Genomic DNA, 14,879 nt, shown 5'->3' on the forward strand with positions numbered 1-14,879 from the left:
GTGATCGCTCAATAAAGCCTATTTCGGACTCAGCCGCCAGAAAAGGAGACCCAAAATGGCCGATTTTCCCTCGCATGACCTGAACACCGCCCCTGAAGGCTCGAAACCCCTGCTCGAGAAATCGCAGGCCGCGTTCGGCCGCCTGCCGGGCCTGCACAAGGTCATGGCCGAAAGCCCACAGCACCTTGAGGCCTATCAGGTTCTGCACCACCTGTTCCTGCAGACCGAGTTCGACAACGACGAGAAAACCGTCGTCTGGCAGACCATCAACGTGGAAAACGAATGCCACTATTGCGTTCCGGCCCATACCGGCATCGCCAAGATGATGAAGGTGTCCGACGAGATCACAGAAGCGCTGCGCAATGAAACCCCGCTGCCCTCGCCCAAGCTCGAGGCGCTGCGGACGTTCACGCTGCAGGTGATGAACCAGCGCGGCAACGTCACCGACGCGCAGTTGCAGGCGTTCTTCGATGCTGGCTATTCGCACCGCGCCGTTCTGGACGTGATCCTGGGCCTGGCGCAGAAAACCATGTCGAACTACGTCAACCACATGGCCCAGACGCCGGTGGACGAGGTGATGCGTCCCTTCCTGTGGGAACGCAAGGTTGGCGAGCCGGCCTGATCCGCTCAGGCGGGGGTGACGGTCGAGCCGTCACCCGCGTCATTGACCACGAAAGACTGCGCCCGGTCGCCCAGTTCGGCGAACAACTCGGGGCCTGTTCCGGTCATCCAGGCCTGCGCCCCCAGCGCGCAGATTTCATCATACAGCGCCGCCCGACGGTCCGCGTCCAGATGGGCCGCCACCTCGTCCAGCAACAGGATCGGCGGTGCTCCGACCTGCGCGGCCAGCGCCCGCGCGTTGGACAGAATCAACGACACCAACAGCGCCTTCTGCTCTCCGGTCGAACACTCACTGGCCGCAACGCCTTTGGCGGCAAAAACCCCATACAGATCCGACCGGTGCGGCCCCACCAATGTGCGCCCCGCCGCCAGGTCGCGGAACCGGTTTTCGGCCAGCGCCTCCAACAGATCCTGCGCGCTTTCGGGCATGTCCCCTTCGGACTGAACAAGTTCCAGTTCCGCCGAGGGAAAGGCGGTCTCGGCCTGTTCCTGCGCCGCGCGCAACTGCGCCAGAGCACCCAGCCGCGCGGTATGAATGCGATGCCCGGTTTCGGCCATCTGAGCCTCGAGCGCCGCGTACCAATGCGCGTCACGCACCTGCTCTTTCAGCAGGCGGTTCCGTTCGCGCATGGCCTTTTCATAGATCAACGCGGCCTCGGCATGGCTCGGATCGAAACTCAGCGTCACCCGGTCCAGAAAGCGCCGCCGGCCTTCGGCGCCTTCGATCCAAAGCCGGTCCATCGCGGGCATCAGCCAGACGACCCGCGCCAGCTTGCCCAGATCGATCTGGCTGGCTGCCTTTCCGTCGATCCGGACCTGCCGCGCTGCGCCCCCCTCGGACCAGGTTTCGATCTCGGACCGGCAGCCCTGAACGTCCAGAAGACCGCTCAGCTTCCAGCCCAGCGCCTCGGGCCGGCGCGTCATCTCGGCGGCGCTGGCCCGGCGCATGCCGCGGCCGGGTGAAAACAGGGATACCGCCTCGAGGATATTGGTCTTGCCGGCCCCGTTCGGCCCGTACAAGGCCACCGGCCGCCCGTCCAGCGCCATGCGCGCCAGCTTGTGCGACCGAAAATGCGAGACCGTCAATTCGGTCAGGGCCAAAGCCATGACCCCTCCCTTCATTCTTGCACAAACACGCGCGCCGGACGCACCCCGCGCCCGTGCGATCAGACGCGCATCGGCATCACGACATAGACCGCGCTCTGGTCATTGCCTTCGCGCATCAGGGTCGGGTCGCCCGCCGAATTGAACAGGAACACCGCGTTCTCGCGGTCCACCTGGCTTGCGATTTCCAGCAGGTACTTGGCGTTGAAGCCGATTTCCAGCCGTTCGTCGCCATAGGCCACGGCCAGCTCCTCCTCGGCGGCGCCGCTGTCGGGCGCATTCACCGACAGGACCAGCTTGTCGCCGTCCAACTGCAGCTTTACCGCACGGGACCGCTCGGACGACACGGTTGCCACCCGGTCGACAGCCTGGGCGAACTCGGCCGCGTCCACTTCCATCTTACGGGTGTTGTTCTGCGGAATCACGCGGGTGTAGTCGGGGAAAGTCCCATCGATCACCTTCGAGGTCAGCGTGATGTCGGGTGTCGCAAAGCGCACCTTGGTTTCGCTGACCGACACCGCGATGTCCATGTCGTCATCTTCCAGCAGCTTGCGCAGCTCGCCCACCGTTTTGCGCGGCACGATCACGCCAGGCATATCGGCGGCCCCGTCGGGGCAATCCGCGTCGATCCGCGCCAGACGATGCCCGTCCGTGGCCACGCAGCGCAACACCTTGCCGCCCTCGGGGCCATCCGTCACGTGCATGTAGACGCCGTTCAGGTAATACCGGGTCTCTTCCGTCGAGATGGCGAATTTCGACTTGTCGAAAAGCCGCCGCAGCAGAGCCGCCGAAGCGGTGAAGTTCGACTGGTACTCCGAGGACGCCATCACCGGGAAATCCTCTTTCGGCAGGGTCGCCAGCGAGAAGTTCGACCGCCCCGCCTCGACCGTCAGCCGGCCAGCCGCGCTGTCGGCGGTCAGCGTGACCAGCGCGCCATCGGGCAGCTTGCGCACGATCTCGTGCAGAGTCGTTGCCGCAACCGTGGTTGCACCCGCCTTTTCGACCTGCGCGGGGGCCTTGTCGACCACCTCGATATCCAGATCGGTCGCGCGGAACAGAACCTGATCGCCCTCGGCCTCGATCAGCACGTTGGCCAGGATTGGAATCGTGTTGCGGCGTTCCACAACGGATTGGGCCTGCGAAACGGCCTTGAGCAGCGTGCCGCGTTCGATGCTGATCTTCATACCCTCAATTCCTCTGATTTGAGTGCTTACATGGGCGGGACTGGCAAGTTAGCGGTTCAGCCCTGAGGCACAAGGATTTTTTACCGATTTCTGGGTCGGAACGCGCAAACCGTCAAGGTCCCGAGCGGCCCTGCGCCCCAGTTCCGTGGAAATCGTGGAAAAATGCGCACAGAAAAACCGCCCCCGCGCAGAGCCGGGACGGCTTTTCGAATTGCAGGGGCTCAGGCTTCGAGCGCCCGGCGCAGCATTTCCACATCTTCGGCGATCTGACCGTCGGTCAGCTTCAGCTCTTCGATGCGTTTGACGCCGTGCATGACGGTGGTGTGGTCACGCCCGCCAAAGCGGCGGCCGATCTCGGGCAGCGACCGGCTGGTCAGCTGCTTGCACAGATACATCGCCACCTGACGCGGGCGGGCATAGGACCGCAGACGTTTCGGCCCGATGATGTCGGACAGGCGGATGTTGTAATAGTCGGAAACCTTGCGCTGGATCTCTTCGACGGTGATCTTGCGTTCCGAGGCGCGCAGCACGTCGGCCAGACAGTCCTGCGTCAGTTCCATGTCGATCTCACGGCCGACCAGCGAGGCAAAGGCGAACAGCCGGGTCAGCGCCCCTTCCAGAACGCGTACGTTGGTCGAGATGCGATGGGCCAGGAATTCCAGCACGCCATCGGCGATCTTCAGGTCGGGATAGGTCTTGGCGTATTGCTGCACCTTGTTCTGCAGAATGCCCAGGCGCAACTCGTAATCGGTCGGGTGCAGGTCAACCACCAGTCCGCATTGCAGACGCGACTTGACCCGTTCCTCCAGATCCTTGATTTCACCCGGCGCGCGGTCGGCCGAGATGATGATCTGCTTGTTTTGATCCACCAGCGCGTTGAAGGTGTGAAAGAACTCCTCCTGCGTCGAATCCTTGCCGGCGATGAACTGCACGTCATCGACCATCAGCACGTCGACCGAGCGGAACAGGTGTTTGAAATCCATCATCCGGCGTTCGCGCAGGGCCTGTACGAAGCGGTACATGAACTGTTCGGCAGACAGGTACAGCACATTGAGCTCGGGGCGTTTGGTCTTCAGCTCCCAGGCGATGGCATGCATCAGGTGCGTTTTACCGAGGCCAACACCACCGTACAGAACCAGCGGATTGAATGTGACGGGGCCGCCTTCGGAAACACGGCGCGCGGCGGCATGGGCCAGTTCGTTGGGCTTGCCGACGACGAAGGTGTCGAAGGTAAAACGTGCATCCAATGGCGCGGCCTGCAGCGACTCGAGCGCCTCATTGGTTCCGTTGCTTTCCGGTGCCAGCTCGATATTGACCGGCTCGGGCTGGTCTTCGACCGGCTGGACCGCGGCGGCGGGACGCGCCGGTGAGTTGGCGGCCACCCGGAAGGCCAGGCGCTGAACCGACTCTCCGGCCGTGTTCAGCTCGTACAGAATGAGGTCTGCAAAATTTTGACTGACGTAGTTCCCCATGAAGTTGGTCGGAACCGAAAATACGGCCACGCCTCCCTTCAATTCCTGAAATTCCAGTGGTTCAATCCAAGTCGTAAAATTGTTCCGGCCCACGGCCTTCAGCAATTTGTTACGCAGTTGTCCCCATTTTTCTTGTGTCATCCAGCGCCTCACGCATCCCAATATTTTTGACCTAATCGGCCTTATGATTGTGACCGGTATCCCGGTTCTTTTGCGTTCACTCGCGCACAGATATTCTGTCGCCGAAACCCCAAGCATCGGCGGGAATATCAGTGGTCACGACGCTTGCCTGTTTGACGACGACCAAAAAGTACGGCCGCCCAAACCGCGGTTTGCGCCACGCAGTTCCAGTTTTCGACAGGGCCAAGATCATCGGAGCAGCCGAGATCCGCAGCAGATCGTCAAACCGGTTGGCACCGGTTGCCGACATTCGCCCCTGGATCATTCTGATGCCCGTCAGTCCGATCGCAGGAACAGCCTGTCCCCCCAAGCGAGTGAATCGCTGAAACTGTCGTAGCAAGAGGCAGTGGGGCCGGGCAACGAAACTCTGATATTGACTCGGGTCTTTGGGCGAAAGAATCTCTCGGTTTCGTGAAGGCGCGGCATTCTGGCAACAACGCAAAAGGCGCCGCACGGGGCGACGCCTTCGAAACCGGAATGAACCACCAAATGTTGACGCTAGGTCAACCCAGCGCTTTGACGCGCGCCGACAGGCGCGACATTTTGCGGGCTGCGGTGTTCTTGTGGAACACGCCTTTGGTGACGCCGCGCATCAGCTCGGGCTGGGCCGCGCGCAGAGCGGCGGTTGCCGCGTCCTTGTCGCCGGATGCGATAGCTTCTTCGACCTTGCGCAGGAAGGTGCGGATGCGCGAACGGCGTGCTTTGTTGATTGCATAACGCTTCTCGTTCTGACGAGCGCGTTTCTTTGCCTGGGGCGAGTTTGCCATGTGTCTCTGACCTTTGTTCGGTACGTTTGTCTAGGGTTGCACGTCACGGAATTACCCGCACCGGATCAGAAATCACGAGTGTGAATCGGGCCAAGCGGGCCGCACGCGCATGTATGGTGGCGGTCAATAGCCAAGTTTTCAGACTTTGCCAAGCCGATTCTTGGCCTTGTTGCCCGCCATGAAAAAAGGCGGGCAACGCCCGCCTGATCCTGCAGTCTTGTCGGCGCCGGTTATTTGTCGCGGAACTGGGCCGCGCGCTTTTCAAGGAATGCGGCCATGCCTTCCTTCTGGTCTTCGGTCGCGAACATCGAATGGAACACGCGCCGCTCGAACAGCATGCCCTCGCTCAGCGGCACCTCGTAACTGCGGTTGACCGCCTCTTTCGCGGCCATCGCGGTCAGCAGCGATTTCTCGGCAATCTTCTGGGCTGCGCCGGTCGCCTCTTCGATCAGCTTCTTGGCCGGCACCACGCGCGACACGAGGCCCGAGCGCTCTGCCTCTTCGGCATCCATGAACCGACCGGTAAGGTTCATGTCCATCGCCTTGGACTTGCCCACGAACCGCGTCAGGCGCTGGCTGCCGCCCATCCCGGCGATGACGCCCAGATTGATTTCCGGCTGGCCGAACTTGGCGGTGTCGGCGGCGATGATGAAATCGCACATCATGGCCAGCTCGCACCCGCCGCCCAGCGCATATCCCGCCACCGCCGCGATGATCGGCTTGCGGATCGCGGTGATCCGGTCGTTGGCGTCGGCGAACAGGTTGGTGGTGTAGACATCGACAAAGCTCATCTCGGACATCTCCTTGATGTCCGCGCCCGCGGCGAATGCCTTTTCCGATCCGGTGATGACGATGCAGCGCACCTTGTCATTGGTGTCCGCGTCCTCGAGCGCCTCGCACAGCTCACCCAGAAGCTGAGTGTTCAGCGCGTTCAACGCATCGGGTCTGTTGAGCTTGATTAGGGCGACGTGGTCTTCGATTTCGACGATGATCGTCTCAAAAGCCATGAGGTCTGAGCTTTCGGTTGTTCCGTTCAGGTCCAATTCCTTACCACGCGAAAAACTCGGATCAAGCTATCTTTGGCATTGCGCGCAATAGAAGGTTGAGCGTCCCGACTGGGTGATTCTGCGGATTTCGGCCCCGCAGCCCTCGGTCCGGCAGGGCTGGCCCTCGCGCCCGTAGACGTCGAAACTGTGCTGAAAATATCCAAGCTCTCCATCAGCTTGCCGGAAATCGCGCAGCGAGGATCCGCCAGCCTCGATGGCCTCGGCCAGCACCGTCCGGATCACCTGAACCAGGGCCTCGACCCGCCCGGCCGAGATCTGACCCGCCTTGCGACGTGGCGACACTCTGGCGCGGTAGAGCGCCTCGCAGACATAGATGTTGCCCAGCCCGGCAACGATTCTCTGATCCAGCAGCGCCGCCTTGACCGGTGAGGCCCGGCCGCGGAAGGCCTCGATCAGATAGGTCTCGTTGAAATCGTTGCCCAGCGGCTCCGGCCCCAGCACGGCCAGCAGCTTGTGCTGCTCGGCGGTGGCCGTGGGCATCAGGTCCATCGCCCCGAACCGGCGCGGGTCATTGAAAGTGATGCGCGCGCCGTTGGCCATGTGAAATACCACGTGGTCATGTTTCTGCGGCATCGGGTGATGATGCACGAACTGGCTCAGCGGATCGCCCGACACGGTCATGCGGCCCGACATGCCCAGGTGAATCAACAGGGTTTCGCCGCCGCTCAGATCGGCCAGGATGTATTTCGACCGTCGCCGCAGACGTTCGACCCGCTGGCCGGTCAGCCGTTCGGCCATCCGCTCGGGGAAGGGCCAGCGCAGATCGGGGCGGTTCACGTCCGCCCTTTCGATCACAACACCTTCCATCGCCGGGGCAAGGCCGCGTCTTACTGTCTCGACCTCGGGCAATTCGGGCATTAGACGGCTCCTATTCCAAAGGGCCGCATTGTGCCCCGGTTTCCAGGCCCTATAACAGAGACGAAATTCGACGAACGGCAAGGCTTATGTCCGACAATAGCGACAAGACCACTCATTTCGGTTTCGAAACCGTCCCCGAGGCCGAAAAGGCCGGGCGCGTGCAGGGCGTATTCAACTCGGTCGCGTCGAAATACGACGTGATGAACGACGTGATGTCGATGGGCATCCACCGGGTCTGGAAAGACGCGATGATGGACTGGCTGGCCCCACGCCCCGGTCAGCGCCTGCTGGACGTGGCGGGCGGTACGGGCGACATCTCGTTCCGCTTCCTCAAGCGCGCGGGCCACGGCCATGCCACCGTTCTGGATCTGACTGAACCTATGCTGATCGAGGGTCGCAAACGCGCCGAGGCCGCGCAGATGGCCGACAGCCTGGATTGGGTGGTGGGCGACGCGATGGCCCTGCCGTTCGAGGACAACACCTTTGACGTCTACACCATCTCCTTCGGCATCCGGAACGTGACCCGCCCGCAAGAGGCCCTGAACGAGGCCTACCGCGTGCTCAAACCCGGCGGCCGCCTGATGGTGCTGGAGTTCAGCCAGTTGCCCAATGACGGGCTGCAGAAACTCTACGACCTCTACAGCTTCAACGTGATCCCGCGCATGGGCAAGCTGATCGCAAACGACTATGACAGCTATCAATACCTGGTCGAATCGATCCGCAAATTCCCCGATCAGGATACCTTTCTGGGCATGGTGCGCGCCGCCGGATTCGAAAACGCGAAATACCGCAACCTCAGCATGGGCATCGCCGCCCTGCATTCCGGCTGGAAGATCTGACGCATGCGCGGCCCCCACAACATCATCCGCCTGATCCGCACGGGCGCCACGCTGGAGCGCACCGGCGCCATGAACGTGGTGCTGGACGCGTTCGAGGCTCCGCGCGCGTTGCGGATCGTGGCCCACACCTTAGGCAAACCGTTCCAATGGCTGGGCTACAAGGGCGACCCGTCCATGCCGCCGGCGACCCGGGCGCTGACCGCCCTGGGCCCGGCCTACATCAAGTTCGGTCAGGTCCTGTCCACACGCCCCGATGTCGTCGGCGAAGAGCTGGCCGAACAGCTGCGCGTCCTGCAGGACAAGCTGCCCCCCTTTCCACGCGACGTGGCCATGGCCGAGGTGGAAAAGGAGCTGGGCCAACCTCTGGACGAGATGTTCTGGGAGTTCAGCGAACCGATCGCGGCCGCCTCGATCGCGCAGGTCCACAAGGCCAAACTGGCCAGCACAGGCGAGGATGTGGCCGTCAAGGTCCTGCGCCCCGGCATCGAACGCGCATTCCGCAAGGATGTGGATGCGTTCTATTTCGCCGCCCGGATCGTCCAGCTTTTTGCCCCCGGTGCGCGCCGACTGCGCCCGATGGAAGTGATCGAGCATTTCGACGGCGTCGTCCGCGGCGAACTCGATCTCAGGCTCGAAAGTTCGGCGGCCTCGGAATTTGCCGCCAACACGCAGAATGACGAAGGCTTCTGGCTACCGCCCGTGGTCTGGTCCTTGTCCGCGCGCCGGGTCATGACGCTCAGCTGGGCTGACGGCATCCCCTTGGGCGACAATGCCGCGCTGGACGCCGCCAATCACGACCGCCGCGATCTGGCCGAGCGCGTGCTGCGCCTGTTCCTGCTGCACGCCCTGCGCGATGGCTTCTTCCACGCCGACATGCATCAGGGCAACCTCAAGGTCGCCGCGAACGGCGACATCATCGCCTATGACTTCGGCATCATGGGCCATATCGACGAATACACCCGCCGGGTCTATGCCGAGATCCTCTTCGGCTTCATCCGCCGCGACTACAAGCGCGTGGCCGAGGTGCATTTCGAGGCTGGCTACGTCCCGGCCGACCAGGACGTCGATGAATTCGCCCGCGCCCTGCGCGCGGTCGGCGAGCCGATCTTCGGCATGGATGCCACCCATATCTCGATGGGCCGCCTGCTGAACTACCTGTTCGAGGTGACCGAACGCTTCGGCATGGAAACCCGCACCGAACTGATCCTGCTGCAACGCACGATGGTGGTGGTCGAAGGCGTCGCCCGCTCTCTCGACCCGCATATGAACATCTGGGAGGTCGCCCGCCCCGTGGTCGAGGACTATATCAAGCAGTCCATCGGTCCCCGCGCCGCCCTGCGTGATTTTGGAAAAACTGCGCTGGTTCTTGCACGGTTCGGGCCCCGCCTGCCTGATCTGGTCGAAAATGCCCTGATCGCCCAGACCCGCAAGGAGGATCCCTCCGGGTCAGATTTCTGGCCCAAGGCCATTCCCGCCGCAATCGGGGCGGCAGCCGGGGCAGTGGCCGTCCTGATCCTTTCGGGCCTGGGCTGACGGACGCCCACGCTTCATCTGACCAAAATTATTCTCGGGGGGAATCGCGCCCCGGCGCGATTGGGGGCAGACAGCCCCCCTGCCCAGCCCGGGATCAGAGCCGCTCGACGGCGATGGCAATCCCCTGCCCGCCACCGATACACATGGTGATCAGCCCTTTCGACCCGCCGATGCGCTCCAACTCGTACAGAGTCTTCAGCGTGATGATCGCCCCGGTGGCCCCCACCGGATGACCCAAGGCGATGGCCCCGCCATTCGGGTTCACCTTCGCCGGGTCCAGCCCCAGTTCCTTGTTCACTGCCAGCGCCTGGGCGGCAAAGGCCTCGTTGCTTTCGATCACGTCGAAATCGCTCGCCGACAGGCCGGTCCGCTCCAACAGGTTGCGCACGGCCGGAACCGGGCCGATCCCCATGACTTCGGGGCGGACACCTGCATGGGCATAGCCCAGGATGCGCGCCTTGGGCGTCAGGCCGGCTTTTTCGGCGGCACCCGCCGTGGCCAGAACCATCGCCGCCGCGCCGTCATTGATGCCCGAGGCATTGCCCGCGGTCACACGCCCGTCCTTCTGGAACACCGGGCGCAACCCGGCCAGGGCCTCGGTCGTGGTGGCCTTGGGATGCTCATCGACCTTGAAATCGACCATGTCGCGCTTGACCTTGACCTGCACCGGCGCGATCTGGCTGTCGAAACAGCCCGCCTCGATCGCGGCCGCCGCCCGCTGCTGGCTGGTCAGCGCAAACGCGTCCATCTCCTCGCGCGTGATCTGGTGTTCATCGGCCACGTTCTCGGCGGTGACGCCCATATGGCCGGTGCCAAAGGGGCAGTTCAGCGCGCCCAGCATCATGTCCAGCGACTTGATGTCGCCCATCTTCGCGCCCCAACGCGCCTGCGGAACGATGTAGGGGCTGCGCGACATGTTCTCGGCCCCGCCGGCCACTGCAAATTCGGCATCCCCAAGCATCAGCGATTGGACCGCCGATACGATGGCCTGAGCACCCGACCCGCACAGCCGGTTCACGTTCATCGCCGGGGTGCCGTTCGGAATGCCCGCCTGCATCGCCGCGACGCGCGACAGGTACATGTCGCGCGGCTCGGTGTTGATGACATGCCCGAACACCACATGCCCGATCCGGTCGCCTTCGACGCCGGATTTCTCAAGCGCGGCCTTGGTCACGACGGTGGCCAGATCGATCGGCGCAGTCGCGGCCAGCGACCCTCCGAACGTACCGATTGCGGTGCGGGCACCGTCCAGAATCACGATGTCGGTCATGTCTCTCTCCTTTTGGATTTGCGCGCAGTATGCACCCGCGGCATGAACCTGTCGCGCTGGACGTTCCGTCATCGGCGGAATTGACAATTCGCGCCCGGACGCGCAAGAAATTCCGCCATGACGGAAAACTCAGACGATATCCTGACACGCCTGCCCGCCCGCCTGAAAGAGGCCCGGCGCGCCAAGGGACTGTCACTGGAAGCGGTGGCCAATCTCAGCGGCGTATCTCGGTCGATGGTCAGCCAGATCGAACGCGGCGAAAGCAGCCCCACGATCTCGACCCTTTGGAACCTGACCCGTGCGCTGCAGGTCGATTTCGCCGGACTTCTGGAAGAGTCTGAGACCACCGACCAGATCGAAGTGCTGCGCAGCGCCGAGGTGCCCAGCATCGACAATATGGGCCAATCCTGCCGGATCCGCATCCTCTCGCCGCCCGAGGAGGCCGGCGGGCATGAGGTCTATGACATCCGGTTCGACGCGGGTGGCGCGCTGAACAGCCAGCCCCATGCCCGCGGCGCTCGCGAACAGTTGACCGTACTGGAAGGGGCCGTCCGCGTCACTTCGGGCGCCGCGACGATGGAGCTGCAGCAGGGCGACACGGCTAGGTATGCGGCCGACGTGGCCCACGCCATCGCGGCACCGGACGGACCCGCCCGCGTGTTCCTGATCGTCAAGAATGCCTGATCCGCACATATCGGCCGATTTCCGCCTTCACGGATTTTTTTCCGCCATACTGAAAATCTCCTATTTGGGACGCGCGTCCGTTATGTTAGATACGCGACTCAGAAGAAGGAGACCGCCATGGCTGATGCATTCCTGTCCCACGTTTCGGACACCCTCTCGCAGATCAAAGCGGAGGGCCTGTACAAGACGGAACGAATGATCACCTCGCCCCAGGGCGGCGAGATCACGGTGGGCGGACGACAGGTCATCAACCTGTGCGCCAACAATTACCTGGGACTGGCCGACCATCCGGCGCTGATCGAGGCCGCGAAGAACGCGATGGAGCCCAAGGGGTTCGGCATGGCCTCGGTCCGGTTCATCTGCGGCACGCAGGATATCCACCGCGAGCTGGAGCAACGGCTGGCCAAGTTTCTGGGCAAGGACGATTCGATCCTGTTCGCGGCGTGCTTCGACGCCAATGGCGGGTTGTTCGAACCCCTGCTGGGACCCGAGGATGCCATCATCTCGGACAGTCTGAACCATGCCTCGATCATCGACGGGGTGCGGCTGTGCAAGGCCAAACGCTATCGTTACATGAACAACGACATGAACGACCTCGAAGCCTGGCTGAAACAGGCGCGCGCGGACGGGGCGCGGCACATCATGATCGCGACCGACGGCGTGTTCTCGATGGATGGCTACCTGGCCAATCTGCCCAGGATCCGCGAACTGGCCGACAAATACGACGCGGTGCTGATGGTCGATGACTGCCACGCCACCGGCTTCATGGGGCCGCGAGGCGCGGGCACGCCGGATCATTTCGGCGTGGACGTGGACATTCTGACCGGGACATTGGGCAAGGCACTTGGGGGGGCAATCGGCGGTTACATCGCCGGGCCGCAGCCAGTGATCGACCTGCTGCGGCAGCGGGCGCGGCCCTATCTGTTCTCGAATTCGCTGCCGCCTTCCATCGTCGCCGCCGGGCTCGAGGCGATCCGCCTGGTCGAAGAGGGCGACATGCTGCGCAAGCAACTGTTCGGCAACGCGAAATACTGGCGCGCCGGGCTGGAGAAGCTGGGGTTCGACTTGCTGCCGGGTGAACATCCGATCATCCCCGTGATGCTGGGCGAGGCGCAGCTGGCGCAGGACATGGCCGCCCGCCTGTTCGACGAAGGCGTCTACGTCTCGGGCTTCTTCTTCCCGGTGGTCCCGCGTGGCCAGGCCCGCATCCGCACCCAGATGAACGCGGCGCTGACCCGCGACGAGCTGGACCGCGCCCTGGCGGCCTTCGGCAAGGTCGGCAAGGAACTGGGGGTGATCTGATGCGACCCAACACGATGAAAGCGCTGGAAAAGTCCAAGCCCGAAGAAGGGCTGTGGATGGTGCAGGCCCCGGTCCCCGAGATCGGCCCCGATGAGGTTCTGATCCGCGTGAGGAAGACCGGGATCTGCGGCACCGACATCCATATCTGGAACTGGGATGAATGGGCGTCGCACACGGTGCCCGTCCCCATGATCACCGGCCACGAATTCGCCGGTGAGATCGTCGAGCTGGGCCGCAATGTGACCGGGCTGAAGATCGGCCAGCGCTGCTCGGGCGAGGGCCACCTGATCGGCACCGACAGCCGCCAGAGCCGCGCGGGAAAGTTCCACCTTGACCCCGGCACGCGCGGGATCGGGGTGAACGAACAGGGCGCCTTTGCTCAATACCTGAAACTGCCGGCCTTCAACGTGGTGCCCCTGCCCGACGACATCCCGGACGAGATCGGCGCGATACTCGACCCACTGGGCAATGCCGTGCACACCGCGCTGAGCTTCGATCTGCTGGGCGAGGACGTGTTGATCACCGGCGCCGGCCCGATCGGGATCATGGCCGCCGCGGTGGCCCGCCACGCGGGCGCCCGGCATGTGGTGATCACCGACATCAACCCCGACCGGCTGGCGCTGGCGCAGCATGTCGTGCCCTCGGTCCGGGCGGTGAACGTGGCCGAGGAAGAGCTGCAATCGGTGATTTCCGACCTAGGCATGAGCCAGGGTTTTGACGTGGGGCTGGAAATGTCGGGCTCGCAGGCGGCGCTGGACCAGATGGTCGAGGCACTGGTGATGGGCGGCAAGATCGCCCTGCTGGGTATTCCGCCCGGCAAATCGCCCGTCGACTGGAGCCGCATCGTGTTCAAGGCGATCACCATCAAGGGCGTCTACGGCCGCGAAATGTTCGAGACCTGGTACAAGATGATCGCGATGCTGCAGAATGGTCTGGATGTCAGCCGGGTCATCACCCATCGCTTTGCCGTCGATGACTTTGCGCAGGGCTTTGTCGCCATGAAGTCGGGAAAATCGGGCAAGGTGGTCCTGGACTGGGCCTGACCCTCTGGATAGTTGCAAACGCACCTTCTAGACAGGTGCGCACACATGCCGGGGAGGAAATGAAATGGCCGACAAAGCCAAGGGCGACCGCCCGCTGGAACGCGGAATCGAGGACACGCTGGTGACCGATTTCGCGGACACCCACCGCAAAAGCTATGGCGATTTCCTACAACTCAAGACCCTGCTGAACCTGCAGAAAACCTTTCAGGACCCGGCCCAACCCGATGAGATGCTGTTCATCATCATCCATCAGGTCAGCGAGCTGTGGCTGAAACTGATGCACCATCAGCTGGTCGAGGTGCGCCGATTCCTGCAGCAGGATGAGTTCGGCCCCGCGATGAAGAACCTGGACCGGATCAAGGCGATCCAGAGGCAGTTGATCGCCGCATGGGAAACCCTGCTGACCATGACGCCCGCCGACTACATGACCTTCCGAAAGGCGCTGGGCAATTCATCCGGCTTCCAGAGTTACGGCTATCGCCAGATCGAATTCATCCTGGGCAACAAGGACACCGCCACGCTGAAGGTGCATGAACACGACCCCGAAGTGATGGAGATGCTGACCGCCGCCCTGGTCAAACCGTCGCTGTATGACGAGGTATTGCACATGCTGGCGCGGCAGGGTTTTGACGTGCCGCAGGACCTGTTGGAGCGGGACTATTCAAAGACTTATTCCGGCGATCCGCGCATCGTGAAGATCTGGGCCGAGATCTACCGGCACACGGGCCGGTACTGGGACCTGTATGCGCTGGCCGAAAAGCTGATGGATGTGGAATCGCTGTTCCAGCGGTGGCGCTTCGACCATGCGACCGCCGTCGAACGTGTGATCGGCATGCAGCCCGGCACCGGCGGCTCCAGCGGCGTGGCCTTCCTGCGCAAGGCGCTGGAGCTGCGATTCTTCCACGACCTTTATGACGTGCGCACCGACCTGATGTACGGCGGACAGGGCTGAGCC

15 protein-coding genes are annotated in these 14,879 nt (G+C 63.1%); 7 read left to right on the forward strand and 8 right to left on the reverse strand.

What is annotated here, in order from left to right; translation table 11 throughout:
* Positions 1-55 precede the first annotated feature (55 nt).
* Positions 56-622: a carboxymuconolactone decarboxylase family protein gene (locus ACR0MM_RS15775; RefSeq protein ID WP_260063948.1), complete on the forward strand. Its 567-nt coding sequence runs from the start codon at positions 56-58 to the stop codon at positions 620-622.
* 5 nt (positions 623-627) lie between these two features.
* Here ACR0MM_RS15775 and recF read toward each other — a convergent pair whose 3' ends face one another.
* The 7 genes from recF to mutM all read right to left on the reverse strand — a co-directional run bounded on the left by recF (position 628) and on the right by mutM (position 7,253).
* The gene (recF, locus tag ACR0MM_RS15780) at positions 628-1,728 is read right to left on the reverse strand and encodes a DNA replication/repair protein RecF (RefSeq protein WP_170367548.1); all 1,101 of its coding nucleotides are present in this window, start codon (positions 1,726-1,728) and stop codon (positions 628-630) included.
* 59 nt (positions 1,729-1,787) lie between these two features.
* A complete protein-coding gene (gene dnaN, locus ACR0MM_RS15785; RefSeq protein WP_170342392.1) occupies positions 1,788-2,909 on the reverse strand; it encodes a DNA polymerase III subunit beta in 1,122 nt (373 codons plus the stop codon).
* Positions 2,910-3,130: 221 nt separating this feature from the next.
* Entirely contained in the window at positions 3,131-4,522 is a 1,392-nt protein-coding gene (dnaA, locus tag ACR0MM_RS15790) for a chromosomal replication initiator protein DnaA (RefSeq protein WP_170342394.1), read from the reverse strand.
* Positions 4,523-4,598: 76 nt separating this feature from the next.
* Positions 4,599-4,826 (reverse strand): hypothetical protein, encoded by a 228-nt coding sequence (locus ACR0MM_RS15795; protein ID WP_480697255.1) that lies wholly within the window; start codon positions 4,824-4,826, stop codon positions 4,599-4,601.
* A gap of 238 nt (positions 4,827-5,064) precedes the next feature.
* On the reverse strand, positions 5,065-5,328 hold the full coding sequence (gene rpsT, locus ACR0MM_RS15800; protein WP_093963612.1) for a 30S ribosomal protein S20: 264 nt from the start codon (positions 5,326-5,328) through the stop codon (positions 5,065-5,067).
* 230 nt (positions 5,329-5,558) lie between these two features.
* On the reverse strand, positions 5,559-6,335 hold the full coding sequence (locus tag ACR0MM_RS15805) for an enoyl-CoA hydratase (protein WP_073279647.1): 777 nt from the start codon (positions 6,333-6,335) through the stop codon (positions 5,559-5,561).
* Positions 6,336-6,401: 66 nt separating this feature from the next.
* Positions 6,402-7,253: a bifunctional DNA-formamidopyrimidine glycosylase/DNA-(apurinic or apyrimidinic site) lyase gene (gene mutM, locus ACR0MM_RS15810; RefSeq protein ID WP_480697257.1), complete on the reverse strand. Its 852-nt coding sequence runs from the start codon at positions 7,251-7,253 to the stop codon at positions 6,402-6,404.
* An 86-nt stretch (positions 7,254-7,339) separates the two neighbouring features.
* On the opposite strand from mutM, the gene ubiE reads away from it, so the two are divergent.
* Complete coding sequence (gene ubiE / locus ACR0MM_RS15815; protein WP_170343119.1) at positions 7,340-8,092, forward strand: bifunctional demethylmenaquinone methyltransferase/2-methoxy-6-polyprenyl-1,4-benzoquinol methylase UbiE; 753 nt, start codon at positions 7,340-7,342, stop codon at positions 8,090-8,092.
* 3 nt (positions 8,093-8,095) lie between these two features.
* Positions 8,096-9,625, forward strand: coding sequence for a 2-polyprenylphenol 6-hydroxylase (gene ubiB, locus ACR0MM_RS15820; RefSeq protein WP_480697260.1), 1,530 nt, complete (start codon positions 8,096-8,098; stop codon positions 9,623-9,625).
* Between the two features lie 94 nt (positions 9,626-9,719).
* Here ubiB and ACR0MM_RS15825 read toward each other — a convergent pair whose 3' ends face one another.
* A complete protein-coding gene (locus ACR0MM_RS15825) occupies positions 9,720-10,895 on the reverse strand; it encodes an acetyl-CoA C-acyltransferase family protein (protein WP_480697262.1) in 1,176 nt (391 codons plus the stop codon).
* Positions 10,896-11,012: 117 nt separating this feature from the next.
* Between ACR0MM_RS15825 and ACR0MM_RS15830 the strand changes: the two genes are divergently transcribed.
* The 4 genes from ACR0MM_RS15830 to ACR0MM_RS15845 all read left to right on the forward strand — a co-directional run bounded on the left by ACR0MM_RS15830 (position 11,013) and on the right by ACR0MM_RS15845 (position 14,876).
* Positions 11,013-11,579 (forward strand): helix-turn-helix domain-containing protein, encoded by a 567-nt coding sequence (locus ACR0MM_RS15830; protein ID WP_149776002.1) that lies wholly within the window; start codon positions 11,013-11,015, stop codon positions 11,577-11,579.
* 117 nt (positions 11,580-11,696) lie between these two features.
* Positions 11,697-12,881 (forward strand): glycine C-acetyltransferase, encoded by a 1,185-nt coding sequence (locus ACR0MM_RS15835; protein WP_480697263.1) that lies wholly within the window; start codon positions 11,697-11,699, stop codon positions 12,879-12,881.
* A gap of 14 nt (positions 12,882-12,895) precedes the next feature.
* Positions 12,896-13,924: an L-threonine 3-dehydrogenase gene (gene tdh, locus ACR0MM_RS15840; protein WP_480697381.1), complete on the forward strand. Its 1,029-nt coding sequence runs from the start codon at positions 12,896-12,898 to the stop codon at positions 13,922-13,924.
* Between the two features lie 64 nt (positions 13,925-13,988).
* Positions 13,989-14,876 (forward strand): tryptophan 2,3-dioxygenase, encoded by an 888-nt coding sequence (locus ACR0MM_RS15845; RefSeq protein ID WP_480697265.1) that lies wholly within the window; start codon positions 13,989-13,991, stop codon positions 14,874-14,876.
* Positions 14,877-14,879: the final 3 nt, after the last annotated feature.

The sequence above is a fragment of the Ruegeria sp. BC6 genome (assembly GCF_056539185.1).